Source organism: Micromonospora sp. NPDC006431 (assembly GCF_042870725.1).
In the GTDB taxonomy this organism is placed as follows: domain Bacteria; phylum Actinomycetota; class Actinomycetes; order Mycobacteriales; family Micromonosporaceae; genus Micromonospora.
On record NZ_JBIAHQ010000038.1, the window covers coordinates 16,686 to 40,632 of the forward strand.

The following is a 23,947-nucleotide window of genomic DNA, read 5'->3' on the forward strand; positions in this document are numbered from 1 at the left end:
GCCGGGCCGCACACTACTCAGACCGATGGTCAGACATATCCCTTCAGCGAACCAGCGCGGACCGCCACGACCGGTGGTGCGGCCGGGCGGCCGCACCACCGGTCACGGCTTCTCGCTGAGGCCCGTGACGGTGACGGCCGCGCCACGGTCCGGACCGGCCGTGCGCGGCGGAGACGGCGACCGCGGCGCGTGGGCACACCGTCAGCGCACGACGAGTAGTTCGAGCAGGTCGTCGGCTGGCGTGTCGAGCAGGCCGCCCCAGTCGGCGAGGCGCTCAGCCACCAGTTCCGCGCGCTCGGCGTCCAGCGCCGCGCGGAGCCCGCGACGCAGCTTGTCTCGCACCAGCGGCTCGGCCTCGGGCCGGCGTCGCGGGTGGCCGATCGGGATGCGGATTTCCTGCCAGCCGGTGTCGGTGCCGTCGGAGAAGGTGATCCGCAGCGCGTTGGCCACCGCCCGCTCGGCGGGGTCGAGGTAGGCGCGGCTGTACTCCGGGTCCTCGGTGACGATCATCCGCTCCCGTAGCGCGTCCACCCGGGGGTCGGCCGCCGCCTCGTCGGTGTAGTGCTCCTCGTCGAGTCGGCCGTGCAGCAGGGCGATGGCCACCATGTACTGCAGGCAGTGATCCCGGTCGGCCGGGTTGGCCAACGGTCCGGTCTTGTCGATGATCCGGACCGCCGCCTCATGCGTTCGGATCTCGATCCGGTCGATCGCGGTGACCCGGTCGCCTACCGTCGGCGCGAGCCGGAAGGCGGCTTCCACCGCTGTCTGGCCGTGGTACTCGGCCGGGAACCACGGCTTGAGCAGCACGTTCTCCATCACGTAGCTGCCCAGCGGCTGCGGCAGGGTGACCTGGTGCCCGCCGAGCAGCGAGTCCTGGAAGCCCCAGCCCTTGGCGGTCAGCGGGGTACGCGGGCTCTCCGCGCCGCGCAGCGCGAGGTAGGCCAGCCGGACCGCCCGGCTGGCCGCGTCACCGGCCGCCCAGGACTTACGCCAGGTTACGTTCGGCGTGTGCCGGTACGCGCGCAGCGCACCGCCGTCGACCCAGGCGTGCCCGAGCGCCCGCCGGATGTCCTCCTCGGAACCGCCGAGCAGCCGTGTGGCCACCGCGGTCGAGGCGATCCGGACGTACGCGACGTGGTCCAGCCCGTGCCGGTTGAGCGCGGTGCCGAGGGCCAGCACACCCTGGATCTCGTGCGCCTGGATCATGGCGACCAGCACGTCGCGTACGGTCGGCGGGGTGCTGCCGGTGGCCCGTGCCCGCTGGGCGAGGTGGTCGGCCAGCGGCAGGATGGCGGCCAGGTTGTCCGACGGGTGGCCCCACTCCAGAGCCAGCCAGGTGTCGTTGAAGTCCAGCCAGCGGATCAGCGTGCCGGTGCTGAACGCGGCCTGCACCGGGTCGGTGGCGTAGCCGGTCGCCAGCACCCGGCTGGGGTGCGGCGCGGCGGTCGGGAACAGCGGCTCTGCGGTCCGCCGGCACTCGGCGTCGGCCAGCCCGAGGAAGGCGCAGGCGGTGGCGTCGAGGAAGGACAGGTGGGCGGTTCGCAGGGCTAGCTCGGATTCGATCCGCTCCGGGTGGGCGGCATACTCGGCTATCTGTACCAGAACGTCGTCGTAGGCGGCGGACATCAGCTCTCCTATCGGATCGTGCTAGACGGTGGAGGATTCGCGGTCGGGGGTCGGGACGCCGGCGGCCTGCTGGGCCCGCCGGGTCCGCAGCCGCAGCAGTGCCGGGATGCACAGCACGAGCAGCAGGAGGCTGTAGACCGTCACGGTGAACGGGGTGCTGACCAGGGTGGTCAGGTCGCCGCCAGCGATGTCCAGCGCCCGGCGCAGTTGCAACTCGGCGAGCGGGCCCAGGATGGCGCCCACGATGAGCGGGGCGATCGGGAAGCCGAAGCGACGCATGAAGTAACCCAGGACGCCGACCACCAGCAGCAGGTAGACGTCGAACGACGAGCCGTTGACCGCGTACGCGCCGACCAGGGCGCACAGGCCGATGCCGGCGTACAGGTAGGGCTTGGGGATGTGCAACATCTTTACCCACAGCCCGACCAGCGGCAGGTTGAGCACGAGCAGGATCGCGTTGCCGATGAACAGGCTGGCGATCAGTCCCCAGACCAACGCCGGCTCGGTGTCCAGGAGCTGCGGGCCGGGCTGGATGCCGTACTGCTGGAAGGCCACCAGGATCACCGCGGCGGTTGCGGAGGTGGGGATGCCCAGGGTGAGCAGCGGGACCAGCGCGCCCGCGGCGTTGGCGTTGTTCGCCGCCTCCGGCCCGGCGACGCCCTCGATCGCGCCGTTGCCGAACTCCTCCGGCCGCCTGGACAGCCGGCGCTCCAGTGAGTACGACAGGAACGTGGGGACCTCCGAGCCGCCGGCCGGAATGGTGCCGAGCGGGAAGCCGATCGCCGTGCCGCGCAGCCACGGCTTCCACGACCGGCGCCAGTCCTCCCGGGTCATCCACCGCTGGCCGGCGACCGAGGCGATGCCGAAGGTGCTGGCCTGCTGGTGCGCGGCGACGTAGAGCACCTCACCGATGGCGAACAGCCCGACGATGAGCAGCACGGTGTCGATGCCGTCGAGGAGCCGGACGAGCCCGAAGTCGAGCCGCGCCTGCCCGCTCTGGAAGTCGATGCCGACCAGGCCGATGGCCAGGCCGAGGCCGAGGCTGGCGAAGCCGCGCAGCATCGACCCGCCGAGCAGGGAACCCACGCACATGAAGGCCAGCACCATCAGCGCCAGGTAGTCGGGGGCGCCGAGGCGTACGGCCAGATCGACGATCCTCGGTGCGGCCACGGCCAGCAGGCCGGTGGCGATGGTGCCGGCGAGGAACGAGCCGATCGCGGCGGTGGCGAGGGCGGCGGCTCCCCGGCCGGCCCGGGCCATCTTGTTGCCGTCGATCGCGGTGATGATCGAGCCGGACTCGCCGGGGGTCTTGAGCAGGATGGACGTGGTGGAGCCGCCGTACATCGCGCCGTAGTAGATGCCGGCGAACATGATGAACGCGCCGGACGGTTCAAGGCCGTATGTCAGCGGCAGCAGCAGGGCGATGGTGAGTGCCGGCCCGATGCCGGGCAGCACCCCGATCATCGTGCCGACGATCGTGCCGACCAGCGCGTAGCCGAGGTTGGCCAGGGTGAGGGCGACCGCGAAGCCCGCGAGCAGCTCGCTGATTCCGTCCATCAGCCGATCCCTTCCAGCGGGCCCGCAGGCAGGTCGATGCCGAGGCCGTAGGTGAAGCCGAGGTAGACGACCGCCGCCACGGCGAGTGAGATCACCGGGGTACGGACCGGGTGGCGCGCGCCCAGCGCGTACGCGATGCCCCAGAACGCGACGAACGCCGCGACGAGGTAGCCGGCCAGGTCGAGCAGCAGCCCGTGGGCGAGGACCGCGCCGACCACGAGCAGCGCCGGACGGACCTGGGTGTGGGACGGGTCTACGTCACCCTCGCCCTCGTCGGGGGTGCCCCGGTGGCCCCGGAGCACCGCGACGATCAGGGCGGCGGCGACGGTGAGCAGGGCGACCCCGACGATGGTTGGGAAGAACGCCGGGCCGACGCCGGAGGCCGACGTCGAGGCGGGCAGTCCGGCCGCGTCGACCAGCACGGTCACCGCGACCGCCGACAGGAGTACGCCGAACGCGAGTTCACCCCACGCGATCCGGCCCCGGGCCGCCCCGGTCGGCGGGGTACCGCCGACCGGGGGCGGACCATCGACCGGGCGGGGGGTGTCGGGCTGGTCGCTGAGGGAGGTCACTTCACCAGTCCGAGTTCGGTCAGGACGCCGCTGACCCGGGTCTGCTCCTGGCCAAGCCAGGTGCCGAACTCGTCACCGGCCAGGAAGGTGTCCTCCCAGGCCCGTTCCTTCAGCGTGGCCTGCCACCCCGCTGAGGAGTGCATGGCAGTGACGGCGTCGACGTACGCCTTCTTCTGCTCATCCGTCAGGCGGGACGGCGCCATGATCGAGCGCCAGTTGTAGAACTCGATGTCCGGGTGGCCGGCGTCGGCGATGGTCGGCACGCCCGGCATGCTCTCCACCGGCTTCGCGGCGGAGACCACCAGCGCCCGCAGCTTGCCGGCCTTCACCTGCTCCTGGAACTCGCCGGTGCCCGCGACGCCCGCGGCGACCTTGTTGCCCAGCAGCGCGGTGGTGGCCTCGCCGCCGCCTGAGAACGGCACGTAGTTCACCTTGGCCGGGTCGATCCCGGCCGCCTTGGCGAGCAGGCCGATGAAGATCTGGTCGGCGCTGCCGGCCGAGCCGCCGGCGATCGGGACCTTCTTCGGGTCCGCCTTGATCGCGGCGAGAAGGTCATCGAGCTTCTGATACGGCGAGTTCGCCGGCACCACGATCGTCTCGTACTCCCCGATCAGCCGGGCCACCGGCGTGAGGTCGTCCAGGGTCACATCCGTGCCGTTCGTGAGGACGCCGCTCATCATGGCCAGCCCGGACATGATGAGCAGGTCCTTCTTGCCCTTCTGCGGCGCCACCTGGGCGAGCGCCACGGTTCCGGAGGCGCCGGGGACGTTGGTCACCTCGACCTGGCGGGCCAGGTCGGCCTTCTGCAGCGAGTCCTGTACGGCCCGGGCGGTCTGGTCCCAGCCGCTGCCGGGCGCGGCCGGGGCGATGATGTTGAGCCGGGCGAGTTGCTTCGCGCCCTGATCGCCGCCGCTCTTGGCGGACCCGCCGCCGCATGCGGAGACGGTCGCGACGAGCGCGGCCAACACGGCCGCGATGGTGCCGGTTCTGGTGATGCGCATGGTGCTTCTCCTTTGGGGGATGAAGGAGTGGCAGGGGTCGTTAGGCGTAGCGAGATTCGAGTTCGCGGTAGCGGGGCAGGCCGATGAGGTCGTCACGCTCGGTGAAGGTTGCCATCCGGTCGGCCAGCCGGTCGGTGGAGCCGCTCTCGCGCAGCTCCCGGGCGGTGTCCTGCATCGCTCGGATGGCCGCGCGTTGCAGGTCGGACGGCGCGATCATCAGCTTGAAGCCGAGCCGCGCCAGGTCCTGCGCGTTCATCAGGGGTGTCTTCCCGCCGGCGAACATGTTGATCAGCAGGGGTACGGGCAGTTCGTCGGCCACCCGCTCGATCTGTGCCACCGAGGTGGGCGCCTCGATGAACAGCATCTCGGCGCCGGCCCCGACATAGGCGTGGGCGCGGGCGACCGCGGCGTCGAAGCCCTCCGCCGCGATCGCGTCGGTGCGGACGATGAGCAGTGGGCCGTCGTCGCCGCGGGCGTCGGCCGCGGCCCGGACCTTGCCGGTCATCTCGTCGACGGAGATGAGTTGCTTGTCCTCGTAGTGTCCACAGCGTTTCGGGGTGACCTGGTCCTCCAGGTGCAGCGCCGCCGCGCCCAGCCGGGCGAACTCCCGTACGGTGCGGCGCACGTTGAGCGCGTTGCCGTACCCGGTGTCGGCGTCCGCGATGACCGGCACGTCGACCGCGTCGACCACCTCGCGCAGCCGGCCCAGCACTTCGGTCATGGTCAGCAGTCCGAGGTCCGGCACGCCGCTGCTGCGGGCCACCGCGCCGCCGCTGACGTACACCGCCTCGAAGCCGGCGAGGGCGGCGATCCGCGCTGACAGCCCGTCGTAGACGCCGGGCGCGACGACGATCCCTGGGCCGGCCAACCGGGCACGCAACTGCTGGGCGGGACTCATGGACAACGGCGCTCTCCCTCGCTTGCGGGCCGGACCAGGAACTTCTCCGGCTGAGAACGAGACCGTAACGCCGTGGGTACTTGTATGCAATAGTGCAACGGGCAACGAGTCATGGCAGGATGAGACGGTGACCAGAGGGCAGGCGAATCTGCGGCGGCAGTCCGGCGCGCAGGCGGTGTACGAGTTGATGCGCGCCAAGATCATTTCAGGTGAGTTCGAACCGGGCGGCCGGCTCACCGAGCCGGAGCTTGCCCGCACGCTGGGCGTCAGCCGGACCCCGGTGCGCGAGGCGCTCCGGCTGCTGATCGCCGAAGGTCTGGTCGACCAGTTGCCCACCGGCGGGTCCCGGGTGGCCCCGCTCGACCCGGCCGACATCCGCCGGGTCTACGACATCCGGGCCCGCCTCGAGGGACTACTGGCCCGGGACGCCTGCACCCGGATGACCCAGCCGGACCTCGACACGCTGACCCGACTGATCAACCTGATGCACCGGCTACGCGGCGACGAGACCGAGGTGCTGCGCATCGGCCGGGAGTTCCACGCCCGGATCGCCGAAATCGCGGAGAACCGCTGGTGCGAGCAACTACTGCACCAGATCCGGGGCCACGTCGACCGCTACCGATCACTGTCCACACGGGAACCAGGCCGGCCAGACCAAGCGGTGGCCGAGCACCAGGCGATCTACGAGGCGCTGGCCAGTGGCGACCCCGACCGGGCCGAGCAGGCGATGCGGCTGCATGTTGACCAGAGCGCAACATCCGCCGTGCATGCGGCCGGTCATACCGTACCGACGGTCGACGTACCAGACGAACCGTCAGCTAGTCGGTAGGGAGAGACCCGGTCCACCGGTCCGGATCCAGATCCGGCATTGCGCTTGCGGATCTCGTCGGTGGCCTGGGGGACGACTTTGAACAGGTCGCCGACCACGCCGTAGTCGGCCAGTTCGAAGATGGGTGCTCAGCGTCCTTGTTCACCGCGACGATGGGCTTCGAGGTTTGCATGCCGGCCCGATGCTGGATCGCGCCGGAGATACCCAACGCGACGTACATCTGCGGGGAGACGCTCTTACCGGTCTGACCCACCTGGAACTGATGCGGGTAGAAACCAGAATCGACCGCCGCGCGGGACGCCCCGACCGCACCGCCAAGCAGATCAGCCAACTCCTCCATCAGCGTACTGTCCGCGTTACCAACACCACGATCGCCGGAGACAACCACCGTCGCCTCGGTGAGCTCGGGACGGACACCCTTCTGCTCCGCGACCCGCCGCACGTCGCTGCTGGAGTCGTCGCGGCGTAAGGTGATCTGCTCCGCGATGTCGGCATAACGACGCTGGCCGCGCCATCCTCTGCTCATTTGTTCCGAGTTGAGGAAGCGGTCATGGGTCGACCGGTGAGCAGGGTCAGCAGGGTCTTGAAAGCGGGGCCGCTGGCCTCGTGGCCTCGGGCATCGTATCGGCGCCTCCACGATCCGCCGGATCCTCCAACGTCTGGGCATACCGCCAGCACCGCCGCGCCGAGACCCCACCACCTGGCGAAGCTTCCTCCGCACCCAGGCGTCGAACATCCTCGCCTGCGACTTCCTCCATGTGGACTACGCGCTCACCCTCAACGCCTGTACGTGTTCTTCGTGATGGAAGTCGGCAACCGGTACGTGCACATCCTCGGCGTCACCGCCAACCCCGACGGGCCGTGGACCGTCCAGCAGGCCCGGAACCTGCTCATTGACCTGGCCGACCGGGCCGACCAGGTCGAGGTGCTGATCCGGGACCGGGCCAGCCAATTCACCGCCACCTTCGACGCCGTACTGGCCGACGCCGACATCACCGTCTGCAAGAACCCGCCGCGCAGCCGTCGCGCGAACGCCTACGCCGAACGGTTTGTCCGCACCGTCCGCAGCGAGGTCAGCGACCGCATGCTCATCGTCGGTGAGCGGCACTGCAGTTGCAGCCTCCACGCTCCGACCGCCCCATCGTCAACCTTGCCCACCGGCCGATCGAACGCCGACCATCCTCGGCGGACTCATCTACGAGTACAAACGAGCCACATAAAGACCCAGCTCAGCGCACGCGACGAGGTTCTCGAACCCCACAACGGCCATCGCGTGACCTTCGGTCGTCCACACAACACCTGATGATCAGGGCGTGACTGCAGCGGATCCAGATGCACCTGCTGCTCATCGGCAGGCCCGCGGTTGCTCACCCCGGGTCGCCGTAGTAGCCCTGCTCCTCGCCGAGCAGCAGCGGCACGTCATAGACCGACAGGTCCGGCCGGTGCCGCGCGTAGCGCACGCGGTGGCGCCAGCGTCCGTGTTCGAACGCCACGTCGGCGTCGATCTCCGCTACCACGCTGGGCTCCACCTGCCCGTACGGCAGCGGCTCTGGCCGGTCCAACTGGCCGGACCAGGACGCCGGCAGTGGATTCGGCCACGGGTGTGCGACCGCGCCACGGCGCGGCATGCGTGGCGGTGAGAGCTGTTCGGCCAGCGCCGCCCGCTGATCGGTGGTCAGTGGGTGGGAGCGGCCGGTGTACCGCAGCCGTTCCCGCCGGTCGAATCGGCCGAGCAGCAGGGTCTCCGGGCGGCTGATGCTGCCAGTAACCCCGCCGACGATGGCCTCGGTGACGATGCGGGTACGGAACTTCGACCAGCCGCGGCGGCCGGGCTCGTACCGGCCGGCCAGGCGCTTGCTGACCACGCCCTCGATCCCCACGGCGACGGTCCAGTTCAGCAGCCAGTCCGACACCTCCCGCATGTCGGCCGTCTGCGGGGTCACGGTGAGCTGCGCCGGGACGCCGGCGAGCAGCCGCTCCAGCCGGGCCCGACGCTGCGCCAGCGGCAGGTTCAGGATCACGCGACCGCCGACGTCGGCGAGCAGATCGAACAGCACGTAATGAGCAGGGCACTCCCGCGCCACGCGCAACACAGCGCGGCCGGCGGTGACGCGCCGCTGCAGCTGCGCGAAGTTGGTCCGGCCACGCTCCCAGACGATCAGCTCACCGTCGAGCACCACGCCGGGCGGGATGACCGCCCGGATCGCGCGGGTGATGTCCGGGAAGTAGGTCGTCAGGTTCCGCCCGGCCCGCGACTGCAAATACACCCCGCCCGCCTCGCGGAAGGCAATCGCTCGCCACCCATCCCACTTCGGCTCGTGCACCAGATCCCGGCCCTCCGGCACCGCATCAACCGGTGCAGCGAGCATCGGCGCAACCGGCCGACGCAGCACCGGTTCCGCCGCCGCACCCACCCGCGCCCGGCCGGAACTCACCTCCAGCCCCGCCCACGAGCCCCGCTCATCTCCGCCCCCCACATCATCGTGGAAGGGAGCCGGCTCGCCTCGGGCGGAGATCCGGGACAACGAATGCCGCAGTGGTCACAGCACCGCTATCGCTGGACGATCCGGCGACGGAGGATGCGCTCCTCCTGTTCAAAGCACGTCAGACCAATCTGCGCGGACTGATTCGGGGCCACGTACCACCGTTGTCACCTTTGAAGGTGCCAGCATTCGGGCGGCCGGATGGGATCCAGGCAGTGCTCGCTCGTGAAACCCGGTCGGCATACCGCGGCGACAACCGCCTGGTGGGGTGCTAGCACATTCGGTCATGATCAGGGCGTTTTCCACAGCGGCCAAAGTTCTATACAGCACGCGATCCCGGGCTGGCGAGCGACGGGCGCCGAAGGCGAACCTGATCCGGTCGGCGAGGCCACCGCTCGGCTGCTGATCACGGCCACGTGGAGGTGGAGCAGCCCCGGCCGCAGGCCACCGACGACCGGCCCCCGCAGCGAACAATTGCGGGGACCGCGCCACCCCAAGCTCCCACCCGAGTCCGACGACAGAGTCTCGTACGCCGCGCCCCGCCTTCGCCAAGCACGTACCGTCGGAGCGTGGACGTGCTGCTACGCGGCGGGCCAGGTGACGGCCAGGTGCTGCCCGGCAGCGGGGAAACCGTCGTGTGGCAGGCCTGCCTGTACGAGATCACCACCGAGCACGGCCACCGGAACGGCCGCGATCTACGGGCCTACCGGCACCGCCCCGACTGCTGCGAGCCGTACGGACGAGGCGCCGACGACCGCTGCGAATGACCCGCTCCCACCGCTGTACGCAGGCTTGGTCGTGTCACCCCAACTCGCCAGCCTATCGAACATGCGTACGATAACGGTGTGGAAGAGGTGGCCCGGAGGTGGTGGAACGGCGTCTGGGGGCGCCTGGCGCGCCGCGACGTGTGGCTCGTCCGCGAGACGCGCTGGAAGGTGTTCGGCCGCGCCGGGGACACCGAGACGGGGAAGGTGATGCGGTGGGCGTTCGAGACGGAGCCGGAAGCCATGCTCATGGTTGATCGCCTTCTGCACGCCGACACCGCCGGGCAGTGGCGTGAACAAGAAGTTACGGCGCCACCCGGCGTGGCAGCGACGGATACAAACAGCGCTGCGGCCCGGCCCGCCCGTAGAGGCGGAACAAAGCGTCATGCCCCGGCCTCGCCAGGCGGACACGGTCGACGACATGACCGCGAAGGTGGCCGCCATCGTGGCGGACCGGCCGGGCGTGACCGCTGAGGACGTGGCCGTCGAGATTGGCCGTGCGCCGAGGACGGCCCGGCGCTACTTGGCCGCCGTCCGGGCCAACCTTGCGGGCGCGTGACCGAGCTGGTGCCTCGTCACGCCAGCTTGACCGGGAATTCCGGGTGCCGGCTGGCGGTGCGCCAGGGCGCGGTGGTGCTCTCACTGCGTGGCCAGGCTTCTGCATAGCTGGTTCGCCTGCGTGATGGTCGATTCTTGGGGTTCAGCGTCGAGGTCGGCGAGGGCTTTGGCCAGGGCGCGTTGGAGGGTGCGGATGCCGTCGGCGTCGCCGAGGGCGTGGCGGGCGTGCATGGCGCGGGTGTAGAGGGTTTCGTTGTAGCGGTCCAGGTCGATGGCCTTGGTGAGTAGGTCGGATGCGGCCTGCGGGTCGGTGTCGAGCAGGTCGTCGGCGAGTAGTAGGTGGGCTTCGGTGCCCCAGCGGCGTACGGTCTCGCGGTGTGGCTGGAGCCATTCGTATTCTTGGCCTTCTGCGAGGGGTGCGGTGTAGAGGTCGCAGGCGGCGGTGAGTAGTTCGCGGCGGCGTTGGCCGGTGGCGATGGCTGCGGCCCGTAGGAGGTCGCGCAGCGTCCAGACGTCGACGTCGATGGTGGCTGGGTCGAGCCGGTAGCGTCCGGTGGTCTTGATGAGGTAGGCGTTCTTCGTCTCGGCGGTGCCGGCGCGGCCGAGGACGTGTCGCAGGTTGCTCGCGTTGGTGTGTACGCGTTGGTCGGCTTGGCTGATGCGGGCGTCGGGTTCGAGGTATTCGCCGATCTCGCGGGTGGTGACTCCGTCGGGGTGGCAGGCGAGGAATACGGCGAGTTCGAGGGCTTTGGCGCGGAGCGGCCGGCCGGGTTGGGTGATGTTGTCGATGTGCGGCTGCCCGAGCACCCGCAGCTGCGCTTTGCCGGTGACGGCAGGGGCGGACTGCGTGGTGACGGGGGCAGGCTGGTCGGCTGGCTCGGTGTCGGTTCGGTTGGCGTGCAGTGGGACGACCGTGACTGGTAGAGCGGGTGAGGCGACGGCGGGTGGTTCCCCGGTCTGCGCCTCCCGCAGCGTGGTGAGGATGTGGATCGCCGGGTCGGGCTCAAGTACGGGCAGGCGCGGTGGCAGCGGCTCGGCCGCCTGGCCCGACACGAGTGTGGTGTGGCCGTCCGGACTGACCTCGACGGTGGCGCCGTAGGCCCACTCGCCGAGCAGCAGGGCGGACACGTGCAGGTCGCCGCCGAGGGCGAGCGCGGTCTTGGTGCGCATGCGGGCGCCGGCGGGCGGGGTTTCGGTGATGAGCATGGTCGGCGGCAGCGCTTCCTCGTCGGGCGCATGTTGGCGCAGGGTGTCCAGATCCGTGAGGGCGTGCTCGTCGAGGATGCGGCTGCGGTGCAAGAGTTTGGCCTCGATCACGGTGAGCGCGTCGTCGACGCTGTCGGTGACGTGGAGCCGTGGCCATGGCCTGAGGGCCGTGGTGTTGGGGCCGAGCAGTGTTTCCAGGGTGGCGGCGTCGATGATGACTTCGCCGCGGGCGTCGGGGTGGTGCGGGCCGCCGGATGCCAGGACGGCGACGAGGGTGGCGCGGGCGGCGGCGTGCGCGCCGTTGCCGACGATGCCGGTGCCGCCGGGTGGCAGCGGTGCGAGGTCGGGCACGAGTGCGGGCGGCTCGGTGTTGTTCGGATTTGGCAGTTCGGGGTTGCGGGTCACGGCGCGGCGCAGGTGGCGCACCGGTGGTGGTAGCTGCGTGAGTGGGTGGGCTGCGGGCTCGCCGGTGTATCGGCGGCGGCGTTGTGCCCAGACCAGCACGGCGGCAGCGCTGATCGCGGCGGCGAGTGACCAGGGCAGCCAGTTGGACGGTGATAGCTGCACGCCGTGCTCGTCGGTTGCCACGGTCGGGCTTTGCGTGTCGCTGATGCCCGGCGAGGTGGACGGCGACGCTGACGCGGTGGGGGTGGGGGTCGCAGGTCGGGTGGGCGATGTGGACTCTGGCGGGCTCGGGGTGGCCGTCGGTGTGCTGCTGGGGATTGCTGCTGCTTCTTGTTCGGTCGTGGCGGGCGGCACTGTGGGACTCGGCGAGTCTGGGGCGGCACTCGGCGATGCCGAAGGAGCCGCGGTCACCGGCGGTGGCGTTGGCGCAGCGCGCGGCGTCGCCGGTGTGGCACCGTTCGGCGGGCGGGCGTCGGCGGGGAGCCGCAGTTCCCAGCCGGGGTAGATGAGGCTGCAGTCGCGCAGGGTGCCACCGACTTGAGGGAAGTGGCGGTGCTTGTTCAAGCGGCAGATCTCCGGCCACCTCTTGGCGTCGCCGAGCCACTCCTTGGCGATCTTGGACAGGGTGTCGTGCCGCTCAACGGTGTAGACGTAGCGGGTGTCGGCGACGTGGATCAGCGCGGGTCCTCGCGCGACGGCTTGTCGAGGAATCACGCCGGTGCTGTCGGCGGAGGCGACGACGGCCGCCGACCTGTCACCGTCCTCCCCCGTGTTGAGGGGTCCGACGGAGGTGACGGCGATCGCGGCGGTTCCGGCAAGGCCGAACACGAGCCGGTGTAGCGGTGCCGGAAGCCGCAGCGCTGGGATCCGCCACCGGGTCAACACCGCGAGCAGCTCTGCGGTCAGGAGCAGCGCGCACGCTGCCCAGAACAGCCACAGCATCCAGATGGCTGCGCCAGTAAGCACCTCCGGGGTGAATCGCCCGCTGGGCTCGTCGAACCAGGTGACAACCTGCGGCCACGTCGGCAACCGTCGCACCGGGGCACCACCGACGATCCACAGCAGAGCCGGCACCCCGACCAGGAAGACCAGAGCGCCCACGACGGCGCGGATTACCCCAACGGCAGCCGACCGCCGCTCTGGCGGCCGGGGCGATGACGATTCGTGTGGGGCATAAACCGTGGGACGCACATATTCGGCCAGCCGGTTGCCTCTGTTCGGGGACTGCTGCGGCACGCTGCCTCCATCCGCCGATGCTGATCTTCCTCCCGCATACACGACAATGGCCGTCGATGGCCATCTCCTCAAGAAGGATTCTCACCATACGCGCACAAAAGATCACTGCGCGGGACGGTGGTTGACGATCCACTCCCCTGCCGGGAGAAACTGCCGCACATGCCAAGCGGGGGCGTCCGCCTATCCATCGATCTCAGTTCGTCGGCCATCGCCGCCACCGTCGACCGACACGGCGCCCGGATCCCCGTCATGCTCGACAGTGGTCTCGTCATGCCGCACGGCGTCGCCCTCGACCCTGCCGGTCACGTTCACGTCGGGGTGGCCGCAGCCTCCCAGCCGACGGCGGACCACCAGTTCGTCAGCGACCCGCTGGACCTGCTCGGCAGAAAAGAGGCCGACCAGCCGGTCGACGGCGTGCAACTGCTCGCCGCACAACTGTGGCATGTCGCCGACCAGGCCGCCCGCCAGGTCGGTGAGCCGATCACCACACTCACCGTGACCATCCCGGCAAGCTGGGGACCACGCCGAAGAGGACAACTCACCGACGCGGCAGCCCACGCCAGCCTGCCCGCCCCCGCCATGGTCACCGCGCCGGCAGCGCTGGCCGCCTACACCAGGACCCACGGGGTCACGACACCTGACGGCGCCTGCATGCTGATCTGCCAGACCGACCGCCATCCGGTCACCCTGACGATCCTCCAGGTCAGCGCCGACGGGTACCGCGAGCTGGCGACCCGATCGATCGACCTGCCCCGCGACGTGAACCAGGTTCTCGCCCAGCGAATCGTTGACGCGGCCACCGAGGACGACGACCCACTGCGAACCGAGATCGCTCACCCCACACAGGACCAAAACAATCGAGCGCTGCTGGAATCCATCCGACATGCCAGACAGCTGTTGACGGCGCAGGATCGCGCGCCGGTGCTACTCCCCGCACCCCGCAAGCCCGCGGTCATCACCCACGACGACGTCGCCGTCGCCGCGCAGCCCCTCCTCAACAGGGTCCACGACGCGGTCCGAGACATCCTCGACGCCGCCGACATCGACAGGCAACACCTCAGCAGCGCCTTCCTCCGGCAAGCCGAAGCGATACCCGGCCTGCAAGACCGCCTCGCCACCGCCAGCGGCCGCACCCCGACCACCCTTACCGGCCACTCCCACGCCCTCGCCGACGGCGCTCTGGCCCTCACCGCGCCACACCACCACACACCCACCGCCGCCAACGCGCAGCTACCACGCGTCCGACTCCGCATCCGGGACCTGACCAGCGCCCTCCTTCTCGGCGCCTGCTCCCTCACACTGCTGCTCCAAGCAATCCTCACCGCAGACATCACCGCCACCTACGCTCTCCGGGTCGTCGGCGTCCGCACCTCCCTACCCCAGTTGGGCACCGCCGGCGCACTCGCCATGCTCACTGCCTTCGCCGTCGCGCACCTCGCCCCCACCACCTGGCTCGCCGGAACACCCACCACAGCAACACCCGAGCCCGCGGCCGGCAGCCTCATCCGGCGCGGATACCTCGCCGCCGCCGTCGGCGGCGCGGTCACCGCCGCCCTCTACGGCCTCGCCACCGGCACCTCCGTCCAATTCGACTACAGCCAATACCTGAAATGGACACTCGGCTCCGCGCTACCTCTCGCGGCCTGCGCCGCCGTCATCGCCGCCGCCGCACCCCGGATCCCGGTCCACGCCCTGCCCGCCTGGCTCGCGCGCACCAGACCGGCGATCATCCACGCCGCCATCGCCGTCGCCGGCATCTACCTCATGCGAGCGGCGCTCACGATCACTGCGCCCGTCGACCTGACCGGCATGGAAGGCCTCATCGGCAGCATCGGAGCGGCACTTGTCGGCGTCGGCACCGGCCTGACCGCCAGCCGAAGCCGCACCATCCGCACCATCACCGCAACAGGCCTCGCCATCGGCTACGCCATCGTCTTCACCAACAACACCCACGGCGCGCTAATCGTCGGCTACCTCGTCGCCCTCACCTGGTGGGGCATCCGCCTCACCGCACACACACTGCAACTTGCATTCCCTACCGCAGGCGCAGCCCTCCGCCGCATCGTCGACGGACGAGACACCTGACGCGCTCCGGCCAGCTGGGCCGCCCGCTGGCCATGCGGTAGCTGGGTCCAACGCACACCGCATCGGCCGGCAGGTCGACGACCTGGTTGCCGAGGCCCACGAGATGCCGAGCGTCGGGGCGTACCAGGTGATGGTGCGCCGCTATGTCGAGGGCCGGCTGGCCGAACTGGCCAGGGCGTGGGGCAGGGCCGCGGCCGGCTTCGAGTCCGACCTGCTCACGGTCTTCGAGGATCTGACCGGTCGCGGGCAGGCCGACCCGCTCGGGGCGCTCGCGATGGCCACCGGACGGCCGCGAACCGACCTCGACCATCTGCTCGATGTGGCTCGCCAGCGGAATGATCACGATTGGGCGTAGCTCATCCGGGCAGCGGGAGTGGCACCGACCTGGGTGTGCCATCCCGCGAGGCGCGTCAACCTGCTTGTCCGCCGACCACCTTCGTGAGCTTGATGTAGTCGATGACGATCGACCCTGGTTTCACGGCCTCAAAGCGGATCGGATGCTGTCCGGCGTTCGCGAAGGTCACTCGCCCCAAGTTCACCGGGATGTACTGGTTGGCCGTCGAGCTGTTCTGGTCGACCGCTGCCCCGCTCGCGACGCCGTCCACGTAGGCCTGGACCGTCGCCCTTCCGGACGTGTTTGTTTTGTACTGGTACGAGACGTCGTAGGTCCCCGCGACGGGAACATCGACGAGGAACTGGATCCACTCCCCGGCCGGCACCGAACTGGTCTGCAGGTACGTCCTCCCGTTCGTCGAGGAGGTGGACAGGGTGATGCTGGGGACGCTCCTCTCGACCGAGCCGAGTTGCGACTCTCCCTCGATCACCAGGTCAGGTGAGATGGCGATCCGGTACTCCGCTCGCGTCGTGCCGTCTTCCGCAGTGACAGCCAGGGTGTCCCCGGTGTCGATCAACGCTTCCGCGCTCCTCGGCCGGCCGTCGGGATCGGTGACCGCATACGTCTGGGCGGTGCCGTCCGTCGACTCGATCTGCGTGGTCAGGTCGGCCGTGGTGGATCCCAGTACCGTCGTGACGACCATCGTTTCGGTGTTCAGGTCTGTCACGTTTTCGTGGCCGCTCCGCTTGAGCTGGATGGCGGTGTTGTGCGGGTCCTTCACTCTCGGCGGATAGGCCTGGGCGTCCGTAACGGTCACGTTGGTGAGGTCTTGGAGTGGAGTCAGCTCGTTTCCCCAGGTGCCGTCGTAGAAGGCGGAGTTTCGGACAGTGATGTTGCTGGCGTTCTTCAATTCGATGACGCTGGGGTTGTTCCTTCCCCTCACCATCGTCAGGCCGTCGAGTTCCGCGTTCTTGACGTCGTCGAGCACGAAGGCGTAGCGGTCGTCGTTGCGCTCGAAGTTCGTCGTCACGTTTCTGAAGCTCAACCCCTGCACGTGCCGCGCCCAGAACCCGTAGGAGGGCTGCACCCCGAAGTCGGCGACGTTGTACTTACCCACGCCCAGCTCGGGAGGGCTGACCTGCGAGTCCTCGTAGCTGTTGCCGCCCTTCACCAGCACGTTCACGTTCTCGAACGTGACGTTCTCGACGTAACCGATGGTGCGGCCGTCCGGGAGGGCCGGTCCGCCCTCACCGACCTTGTAGCCGGCGATGATCGGCGTCGCCTTGTTCTGGTTGGTGTAGGGAACCCATCGCTTCGAGGGGTCGCTGTACTGACTGCCCCCGTAGACCTCCTCGATGTTGACGTCCTTGATGTGCACGTTGCGGACATGCCCGATGTTGACGTTGGTGCTCAGCAACTCGTCCCGCTGCACACCGTTCTCCCAGAACTTCGTTCGCTGCGCCTGTCCGCCGATCACCCGGCCCCGGTTGGAGATCGAAATGAAGAAGGGTGCTCCCGTGCGTCGCATCTGCGCCTGGTGGTGGACCGGTCCGGTCTTACCCGAGTTCAGGTAGATGTTCTCGACGGTCGCGCCGTCATTCGTGGAGATGGAGAAACCGGCCTTGTTGCCGGCCAGCACATAGATGTTGTCGACGTAGGCGTTCCTGATGTCGTCGGCTGTCTCGCTGCCGATCTGGAAGAGATTGCAGTTCGTGTCGCCGATGATGTTTCGGACGTAGAAGTCGGTCGCCGGCCTGGTGAACCCCAGGGAGGAGTCGCTACCGGGTTTGACGATGTCGTCGGACGTCCCCTTGGCGTAGATGTTCCTGGCGGTGACGTAACTGCTCCCCATGTAGTCGAAGACGTCTCGCGCTTGACCACCCTTGCCCTTGTCGTAGTAGAAGTCGTGCGTGTTGATGTGGTCCGTGCCGGTGGCCAGCAGTGCGAAGTGTCCGGCGTTGTCGACCCTCAGCATGTTGCTGATGTCCGTCTGCTTCGACTCGGTCGTGCCGTCCTTGCGCAGGCTAACCGATTTGATTATCGATGATCAGTGATTATAGATTGGCCTGTGTGGAACGTTTTCGGCTTTCCAGGGCCGGGAAGCGTGTCGGTGTTCACCCCGTGCACGTTTTGGGTTGGCTCGGGGAGGGTTCCGGTGGTGTGGGTCGGCGGTAGGGCCGGTTTTTGTGGATCGGTGTTGAGGCGTTGAGTCGGTGAGCGGGAAGCTGCGGCTGGCCGAGGGTGAGGCCGCCCGCACCGCGTGTGCCCGCGCTGTGCTGCGCACCGGTGTGGACGAGGAGACCGGCGAGGTGCTGTCTCCGATGGTGCTGGCGCAGCGGGTCGGTTGGTGTGCCGATCTGGTGGCGGGCATGGTGGCCGCGCTGATCGGCGCGCATTGGAACAGCGTGGATGTGGGGGTGTTGGCTTCCGGGGTGGATGCGGGTGGGCGCAGGTTGCCGTCGAACGCGTGGATGGCGCTGCGGCGGCTGGGGTGGACGGTCGCCCCGTCTGGGGGTGTGAGGGTCAATGACCGGGTCGTGCGAATGGCGCAGGAGCAGGCGGGGCGTGCGCTGCGGTCGGTGAAGTGGCGCGCGGACGTGACCGCCGGGATCCTGGCGGCCTGGCCGGACGATCCGCGCAAACGCACCCCCGCCGAGTGGGATCAGGTGCGGGCCTCGATCCCCGGCGGGCAGCATCTGCCATCCAATGTCATCAAGGGCCGCACCCGGCAGGCTGTCACGTTCGCCAAGACCAACGGCCGGCTGCCGGTGGACGTGTTCGAACTCGAAGGCATCCCGAGGATCGGGCGGATGTTGCTGTTGGCCGCGTGTGATCGGCAGCAGGCCAGCATCGAGCGCTGCGACGCCGACCTGGGCAGTGCGCTGCTGCGGCTGCAACTGCCCACCCGTCCGGATCCGCAGACGTATCGGGACTGGACGTGGGTCGAGTGTCCGATCAGCCTGCCGTCCACGGTTCCCGCCGCGGCGGTGCTGCACCTGCCCACCCTCCGCCTCACCGACGGGACGGTGCGTGCCGACATGGCGTACACGCACGTCGTGCCGAAGGCCCGGGCTACCGGCCACACGGTGGCGCTTGGCGTGGACTGGGGCCTCAACACGCTCCTCAGCGCGGGCGCCCTGCGACTGGGTAAGGATGGTCGGATCACGGCGTTGGGGGCTGGTGGACAGTTCCGCGCCGCTGGGGTCCTGGCCAAGCAGCACCGGCTCCGGCGCCTGTCCGAGCGGCTGCATGCGAAGGCCGAGCAGTACGCGCGGCTGCTCGGCGGCTGCCCGGACGAGCAGTTGAGGGCGAAACAGGAGGTGCTGGCCGGCGAGATCCGCCACGTGTCCGCCCGCCGCCAAAACTTGAATACCGCGCTCGCCTGGGCTGCCGCCCGCTGGACTGTCGACCAGGCGATCGCCGCCCGGGCGTCCGTCATCTATCTGGAAGACCTGCGGTCGATGGAAGCCAAGGGCATGGGGCACAGCCTGAACACGCGCTTGTCCCAGCAGGTCCGCGGAAAGATCAGCGACCGGATGCGGCACCTCGCCGCCGAGCACGGTATCGCCGTGGTCACCGTCCCCGCCCGCAACACCTCCAAACACTGCCCGCAATGTTTGACCCCGCTACAGCACCGTAAAGCCCCCGACCAGCCGACCGTGGCCGGATGGAAGTGGGCCATCTGCCCCGACCAGTCCTGCCGCTGGCAGGGCGACCGCGACCACGGAGCATGGCGGCGCATCGCCGCCCGTGGCCTCACCCACCAGGGCAAGACCGTCACCGACAAGACCAGCGGCGCCATGGTGATCCGCACGGTCGTCGACGAACTCGAAGCCGCAGCCGTCGTCACCCCGAGCTCCCATGCCAGCCGGAGGGACCGGTCGAAGACCAGCCCCACCCGGCCCCACACCTCACGCCCCGCGCCCAGGCGACGCAGGGCACCCTCCCCCACCCGGCCCCACGGTCAGGCGGGCAAGCGTCCGGAGGGACACGCACCAACGGACCGCAGGCTGCCCCGCGCAGCCCACCGACACCAGAGCGTGAACACGATCAGCACACCCACCACCACCGGCCACCGGCCACGAGGAGCGGCACTGGGCGCAGGATTCCATCTCCACGCCCACGCGACCCCACCACAGTGGGAAACGATCCCGGAAACCCCATCCGACACAGGATCGCTAAGCTAATCAGAGACGCTCAGATGGTGTACGACGACGACCCGCCCGAGCCTCTCGGCGCCATCGACGACGACCGGCTCCGGCTGATCTTCACCTGCTGTCACCCGGCGCTGGCGATGGAAGCCCGCGTGGCGTTGACGCTGCGCATGGTCGGCGGTCTGACCGTGCCCGAGATCGCCCGCGCCTTCCTGGTGGCCGAGAGTGCCATGGGGCAGCGGATCACCCGCGCGAAGGCCAAGATCAAAGCGGCTCGCATCCCCTATCGCGTGCCGTCCGCCGAGGATCTCCCAGCCCGGGTCTCCGGCGTACTCGCCGTCCTCTACCTCGTGTTCAACGAGGGCTACCTGGCGACCGGCCCCGACACCGATCCCCTACGTCACGACCTGACCGCCGAGGCGATCCGGCTCACCCGCCTGATCCGTGCCCTCCTGCCCGACGACGGCGAGGTGGCCGGGCTGCTGGCGCTGATGCTCCTCATCGAGGCCCGCCGCCCCGCCCGAGTCTCGGCCAGCGGCGAACTGGTCGCCCTCGACGAGCAGGACCGCGGGACCTGGGACGCGGCGCTGATCGCCGAGGGTCACCGGCTGGTCCGCGAACGCCTCGCCGCTGCCGCCGCCGGGGTCGCTCCAGGCAGCTACCAGATCCTCGCCGCGATCAACGCCGTACACACCTCCGCCCGCGACATGCGCGACACCGACTGGTCGCAGGTCCTCGCCCTCTACAACCAACTCGTCCGCCTCGACCCCTCCCCGATCATCACCCTCAACCGGGCCATCGCAGTCGCCGAGCTCGACGGCCCGCAGGTGGCACTGGCGGCCGTCGACCGGCTTGAGCACAAGTTGGCCGGCTACCACGCCTACCACACCACCCGCGCCGACCTGCTGCGCCGGCTGGGTCGCAGCCAGGAGTCACGCGCGGCCTACGACAAAGCCATCGACCTGGCCGGCAACACCGCCGAGACCGCCTACCTGACGCGCCGCCGCGACCAGTTGGGGTAGCCGGGATCCCGATCGAAACCCCGCGCAGCGGCGACCGAACCCGGGGTGCCCTGCCGACGCATTCCGCAACCTATCGCGCCAGCGACGGGTCTCTCGCTTCGTCCGAGCTTCGAACGCCAGGTCGCGACTACACATTTCGCGACGCCGAGCGCGCAGACGATGCCCCGGTAACGGCCATCAGATCGGCCCAATACCCGCATGAGGTCGTTCAGCTTCTGACGGTCGGCACCGCACTGTCATCGGCAGTTCAGGTTGCCCGCTCGACCCAGTGGCCAGCTACGGACCGTGACCGCTCTTGGTCGATCAGCATGCACGGACTGCGGCAGATCCGTGCGTTCCGACCCGGGCGCGGCAGGCCCCGCCAGCGGTCCGCAAAGCACTCGTCAGCTGCGCACGGGCTGTTATCGGTAGAGCGGCTGGTCCTGGGTGGGGTCGGCGGGGACCACGTCGAGGCGTGGATCGGTGGTGAGGTGGGTGATCAGCGCCCGAGTCCCGCCGATCCCGGCCCAGTGCGGATCGACGTCCTTGGCCACGCACCAGGCGTGATCAGCGGGCCAGGCGTACGCCGGCTCGGCGTTGCTGAGACGTCGCTGGCCCGGCCACTCCGCAGCGGTGTCCCATGTGCCGACGTCGGCTAACGGCCCTCGAAACGCTCAAGTGTCCAGGACCAGGGGGCAACTCCCCTCGGCGGCAGATCAGGATGCCTGGCGCGCCTGCCTACCCGCGCCTGCAGTCTTGCCGGCGCACTCAGATTCTGTGTGCTGCGGCGTAGAGCAGGTACCACAGCGCCGCGCTCAGGGCACCGCTTGAGATGGCCGCGGTAAGCAGCATCGGCCATGTGCGCCAGAGGCGGTGCACCGCCGCCACCCAAGCCAGGACGACGATGGGAAGCACAATCTTGATGAGTTCCCCGATCGCAACGCCTCGGAAGAACTCTGCTTGGTGCGGGTCGGGCACGGTCAGCAACTGCCAGGGCGGCGCCAGCATCACGGCCTGCCAGCCTTCGCCGGAGAGAAGGCCGCATACCGCACCCGCGGCCAGCGCCGAGGTCGACGCTTTGCCGACTCGCACGATGTGGCCGAGCTTTCCGAGAATCGTTCCCCCGACGAGGGACCCGGTCAGCCATAGCGCCGTCATGATGGCAACCGAGCGCAGCCCCAGCAGGTCGGCCGACGTGCCGTCCTCCAGAGTTCCCCCACTCCATCGGCGGCTGATGATCAGCACAAGCAGGTAATAAAGCAGCGTCGCTAACACCAACAAGGCGGTGGCACCGCCAACCGCTCGTTTCGCCGTGGCCGCCGAACGGCCGGCCACGAACGCCGCCAAGCCCCAAGCGAAGCCGCTGCTGGTCAGCGCGATCAGGACCTGCCCCACAACGCCCGCGACGGAGTCGGCAGCGAACGCAAGGAGGCCAAGCGCGACAGCGGCAGTTGCAACCACCGCCAGATGGGTACGACGGAATCCCTCAACAGCAACGTCGGTCACGCCCGCCCCCTCCGAAGGGACGCCGACCATACCAAGATCCGGCACTGCCGCGGTTCCTTCGTAACAGGGGAGGGAAAAGCATCCTCATTTCGACACGTCCGGACGTTCCTCCGGACGCAAGCGGTCACGATCCGTAACGCTCGGATCGCGGCTACCCGTGCGCTGGAGCGACGGCGTGAAGCTCGGGTGGGCGGTGAGCTCACGCTCGCGTGTCGCCCCGACCGAGCCGCGTCTGCGTACGACGCCGCCACCGTGCGTCTACCGCCCGACCAATCAGCACGGCGGAGACCACGCCCGGTCCGCAGTGGACCAGCAGCACGCCGGCCAGGCTGGGACCACCCCAATCGTCGCGATAGCTGGCCGGATCGCTGAGGTCGATCACGAACGGCTCGGCGAGCGCCCGTGCGATGAGGTAGAGACCGAACACCATGCCGAGAACGACAAGACCCTTCTTCATGAGCGCGACGATAGGAAAGCATGGTTCGGCACCGCGTCAACCCTCGGTAGCATCGCCCGATAGCTCCGAAGTACGACTCGGCGCTCCCGGGTCAGGTCGGCCTCGGGATGGCTGGTGGTGTCTACGGCCAGGTAATTGAGGTCAGTACATCTGCACGCTGCGACCGGTTCGGCACCTCGCGGTGGTTGCCAGTCAACCCCTCATCAGCATGTGTATTACGGAATGATCATCGACGCCGCCGCTGGTTTATTGCGTGCGAATCGAAATGCGTTCGACGCACAGGCAAGCGACCTGGCCGATTCGCGCACATCGGCATGTCCGGACACTCCGAGGGCTGCTGCTGGGTGGTCACGCTCCTCATCGCGCTGATCGCGGCATGGCTGCTCAGACAGGCAAGCACGTGCCATCGTGCAGCGTCCCAGCTACGCCGGCCGCCTCTCTCGAGGGAAGCACGTAGCCGAGCACGCAGGCACCTCCAACTCGCGCGGCGAACACGAGCCCCTTGCCCTCGGTGATGTCGTCGGACCGTGCGGGTCGTACGACATGGTCGACCAGACCCACCCGGTTTAGCGCGTTCCGCAGCTCGCCGGCGTCGATTTTGTCGCGACTGCATGGCCCGGGTCCGCCGGCCGCAGTCGTCACGCAGACCAACGGCTGCCGATCGATCAGGGCCGACACCTCCGTTCGGAGTTCAACGGCGGCGAGTCGGGCGGCCTCCCGCGCCGCTTGGCTCGGGGTGCTCCGGCCCGCCGCGACGGCGAGGTCCCAGCATGGATCGGGCACCGCCCCGGTCGGTTGCGGGGGTTGGAAACAGGTGATGGCTCGGGGGGCGGTCGGTTCTGCCGCAGTGCTGCCACCATCACTGCTCTGGACCAAGATTGGCACGCTGAGCGAAACGGCGGCAGAGAGGACGAAGGCAGCACCGAGCGCTGCCGCTATGACGGCCGGTCTCGGTGAGCGCCAATTCATCCGCTAGACAATACGCATGACGGGTTCGGCTCGCCGAGTGGGACGAGGGGCCGGCTGGGTTGAAGGTATCGAGTCCTTCGCCGCTCTGATCCCTACTTCCTAAGCCCGGCTACCCCGCCAAAGGGTGACACCCTCATCTCGACATGTCCGGACGTTCCTCCGGGCGCAAGCGGTCACGATCCGTAACGCTCGGATCGCGGCAGATCAGGATGTCGGCGGTGACGACGAGGCCCAAAGTCGGGTCGGCATCTGCACTGCTGGCATGATCGTGGCCATGTGGTTGGAGTCGCGGTGACGGCTACGTCG

19 protein-coding genes and 1 pseudogene are annotated in these 23,947 nt (G+C 69.1%); 8 read left to right on the plus strand and 12 right to left on the minus strand.

Annotated features, from left to right (window positions below; translation table 11 throughout):
• Nucleotides 1-201: 201 nt before the first annotated feature.
• Genes ACFYM6_RS33695 through ACFYM6_RS33715 form a run of 5 tightly spaced genes read right to left on the minus strand, consistent with a single transcriptional unit; the run spans nt 202 to nt 5,654 of the window.
• Complete coding sequence (locus ACFYM6_RS33695; protein WP_387281517.1) at nt 202-1,626, minus strand: bifunctional 2-methylcitrate dehydratase/aconitate hydratase; 1,425 nt, start codon at nt 1,624-1,626, stop codon at nt 202-204.
• Between the two features lie 21 nt (nt 1,627-1,647).
• Entirely contained in the window at nt 1,648-3,183 is a 1,536-nt protein-coding gene (locus ACFYM6_RS33700) for a tripartite tricarboxylate transporter permease (RefSeq protein ID WP_387281518.1), read from the minus strand.
• Nucleotides 3,183-3,755, minus strand: a complete 573-nt coding sequence (locus ACFYM6_RS33705) for a tripartite tricarboxylate transporter TctB family protein (RefSeq protein WP_387281519.1) — start codon at nt 3,753-3,755, stop codon at nt 3,183-3,185. Before ACFYM6_RS33705 ends, ACFYM6_RS33700 begins: the two co-directional genes overlap by 1 nt.
• A complete protein-coding gene (locus ACFYM6_RS33710) occupies nt 3,752-4,756 on the minus strand; it encodes a Bug family tripartite tricarboxylate transporter substrate binding protein (protein WP_387281520.1) in 1,005 nt (334 codons plus the stop codon). Before ACFYM6_RS33710 ends, ACFYM6_RS33705 begins: the two co-directional genes overlap by 4 nt.
• 40 nt (nt 4,757-4,796) lie before the next feature.
• Nucleotides 4,797-5,654 (minus strand): oxaloacetate decarboxylase, encoded by an 858-nt coding sequence (locus ACFYM6_RS33715; protein WP_387281536.1) that lies wholly within the window; start codon nt 5,652-5,654, stop codon nt 4,797-4,799.
• 127 nt (nt 5,655-5,781) lie between these two features.
• Here ACFYM6_RS33715 and ACFYM6_RS33720 point away from each other — a divergent pair, with 127 nt between their 5' ends.
• Entirely contained in the window at nt 5,782-6,483 is a 702-nt protein-coding gene (locus ACFYM6_RS33720) for a GntR family transcriptional regulator (protein ID WP_387281521.1), read from the plus strand.
• A 41-nt stretch (nt 6,484-6,524) separates the two neighbouring features.
• Here the strand turns inward: ACFYM6_RS33720 and ACFYM6_RS33725 are convergent.
• Nucleotides 6,525-6,925: pseudogene (locus ACFYM6_RS33725) on the minus strand (electron transfer flavoprotein subunit alpha/FixB family protein); the annotation flags it as partial.
• Between the two features lie 348 nt (nt 6,926-7,273).
• Here ACFYM6_RS33725 and ACFYM6_RS33730 point away from each other — a divergent pair.
• On the plus strand, nt 7,274-7,786 hold the full coding sequence (locus ACFYM6_RS33730; protein WP_387281522.1) for a hypothetical protein: 513 nt from the start codon (nt 7,274-7,276) through the stop codon (nt 7,784-7,786).
• A gap of 64 nt (nt 7,787-7,850) precedes the next feature.
• On the opposite strand, the gene ACFYM6_RS33735 is transcribed toward ACFYM6_RS33730, so the two are convergent.
• Nucleotides 7,851-8,852, minus strand: a complete 1,002-nt coding sequence (locus tag ACFYM6_RS33735; RefSeq protein ID WP_387281523.1) for an ATP-dependent DNA ligase — start codon at nt 8,850-8,852, stop codon at nt 7,851-7,853.
• 683 nt (nt 8,853-9,535) lie between these two features.
• Between ACFYM6_RS33735 and ACFYM6_RS33740 the strand changes: the two genes are divergently transcribed.
• Nucleotides 9,536-9,733, plus strand: a complete 198-nt coding sequence (locus ACFYM6_RS33740; protein ID WP_387281524.1) for a hypothetical protein — start codon at nt 9,536-9,538, stop codon at nt 9,731-9,733.
• A 418-nt stretch (nt 9,734-10,151) separates the two neighbouring features.
• Complete coding sequence (locus ACFYM6_RS33745) at nt 10,152-10,289, plus strand: hypothetical protein (protein ID WP_387281525.1); 138 nt, start codon at nt 10,152-10,154, stop codon at nt 10,287-10,289.
• 80 nt (nt 10,290-10,369) lie between these two features.
• On the opposite strand, the gene ACFYM6_RS33750 is transcribed toward ACFYM6_RS33745, so the two are convergent.
• Nucleotides 10,370-13,000: a transcriptional regulator gene (locus tag ACFYM6_RS33750; RefSeq protein ID WP_387281526.1), complete on the minus strand. Its 2,631-nt coding sequence runs from the start codon at nt 12,998-13,000 to the stop codon at nt 10,370-10,372.
• 294 nt (nt 13,001-13,294) lie between these two features.
• Here ACFYM6_RS33750 and ACFYM6_RS33755 point away from each other — a divergent pair, with 294 nt between their 5' ends.
• Together ACFYM6_RS33755 and ACFYM6_RS33760 are read left to right on the plus strand one after the other, a co-directional pair.
• Nucleotides 13,295-15,220, plus strand: coding sequence for a hypothetical protein (locus tag ACFYM6_RS33755; RefSeq protein WP_387281527.1), 1,926 nt, complete (start codon nt 13,295-13,297; stop codon nt 15,218-15,220).
• A 103-nt stretch (nt 15,221-15,323) separates the two neighbouring features.
• Nucleotides 15,324-15,575 carry a hypothetical protein gene (locus ACFYM6_RS33760; RefSeq protein ID WP_387281528.1) on the plus strand — a complete coding sequence of 84 codons (252 nt, stop codon included), beginning with the start codon at nt 15,324-15,326 and terminating at the stop codon, nt 15,573-15,575.
• A gap of 55 nt (nt 15,576-15,630) precedes the next feature.
• Here the strand turns inward: ACFYM6_RS33760 and ACFYM6_RS33765 are convergent, their stop codons facing one another.
• Entirely contained in the window at nt 15,631-17,529 is a 1,899-nt protein-coding gene (locus ACFYM6_RS33765; protein ID WP_387281529.1) for a carbohydrate-binding domain-containing protein, read from the minus strand.
• A gap of 238 nt (nt 17,530-17,767) precedes the next feature.
• Between ACFYM6_RS33765 and ACFYM6_RS33770 the strand changes: the two genes are divergently transcribed.
• Together ACFYM6_RS33770 and ACFYM6_RS33775 are read left to right on the plus strand one after the other, a co-directional pair.
• Entirely contained in the window at nt 17,768-19,741 is a 1,974-nt protein-coding gene (locus ACFYM6_RS33770) for a zinc ribbon domain-containing protein (RefSeq protein ID WP_387281530.1), read from the plus strand.
• A 14-nt stretch (nt 19,742-19,755) separates the two neighbouring features.
• Entirely contained in the window at nt 19,756-20,730 is a 975-nt protein-coding gene (locus ACFYM6_RS33775) for an RNA polymerase sigma factor (RefSeq protein ID WP_387281531.1), read from the plus strand.
• Between the two features lie 401 nt (nt 20,731-21,131).
• On the opposite strand, the gene ACFYM6_RS33780 is transcribed toward ACFYM6_RS33775, so the two are convergent.
• The 3 genes from ACFYM6_RS33780 to ACFYM6_RS33790 all read right to left on the minus strand — a co-directional run bounded on the left by ACFYM6_RS33780 (nt 21,132) and on the right by ACFYM6_RS33790 (nt 22,672).
• The gene (locus ACFYM6_RS33780; RefSeq protein ID WP_387281532.1) at nt 21,132-21,263 is read right to left on the minus strand and encodes a hypothetical protein; all 132 of its coding nucleotides are present in this window, start codon (nt 21,261-21,263) and stop codon (nt 21,132-21,134) included.
• A 214-nt stretch (nt 21,264-21,477) separates the two neighbouring features.
• Nucleotides 21,478-22,215 carry a hypothetical protein gene (locus ACFYM6_RS33785; protein WP_387281533.1) on the minus strand — a complete coding sequence of 246 codons (738 nt, stop codon included), beginning with the start codon at nt 22,213-22,215 and terminating at the stop codon, nt 21,478-21,480.
• A gap of 199 nt (nt 22,216-22,414) precedes the next feature.
• Nucleotides 22,415-22,672 (minus strand): hypothetical protein, encoded by a 258-nt coding sequence (locus ACFYM6_RS33790; protein WP_387281534.1) that lies wholly within the window; start codon nt 22,670-22,672, stop codon nt 22,415-22,417.
• Nucleotides 22,673-23,947 lie beyond the last annotated feature (1,275 nt).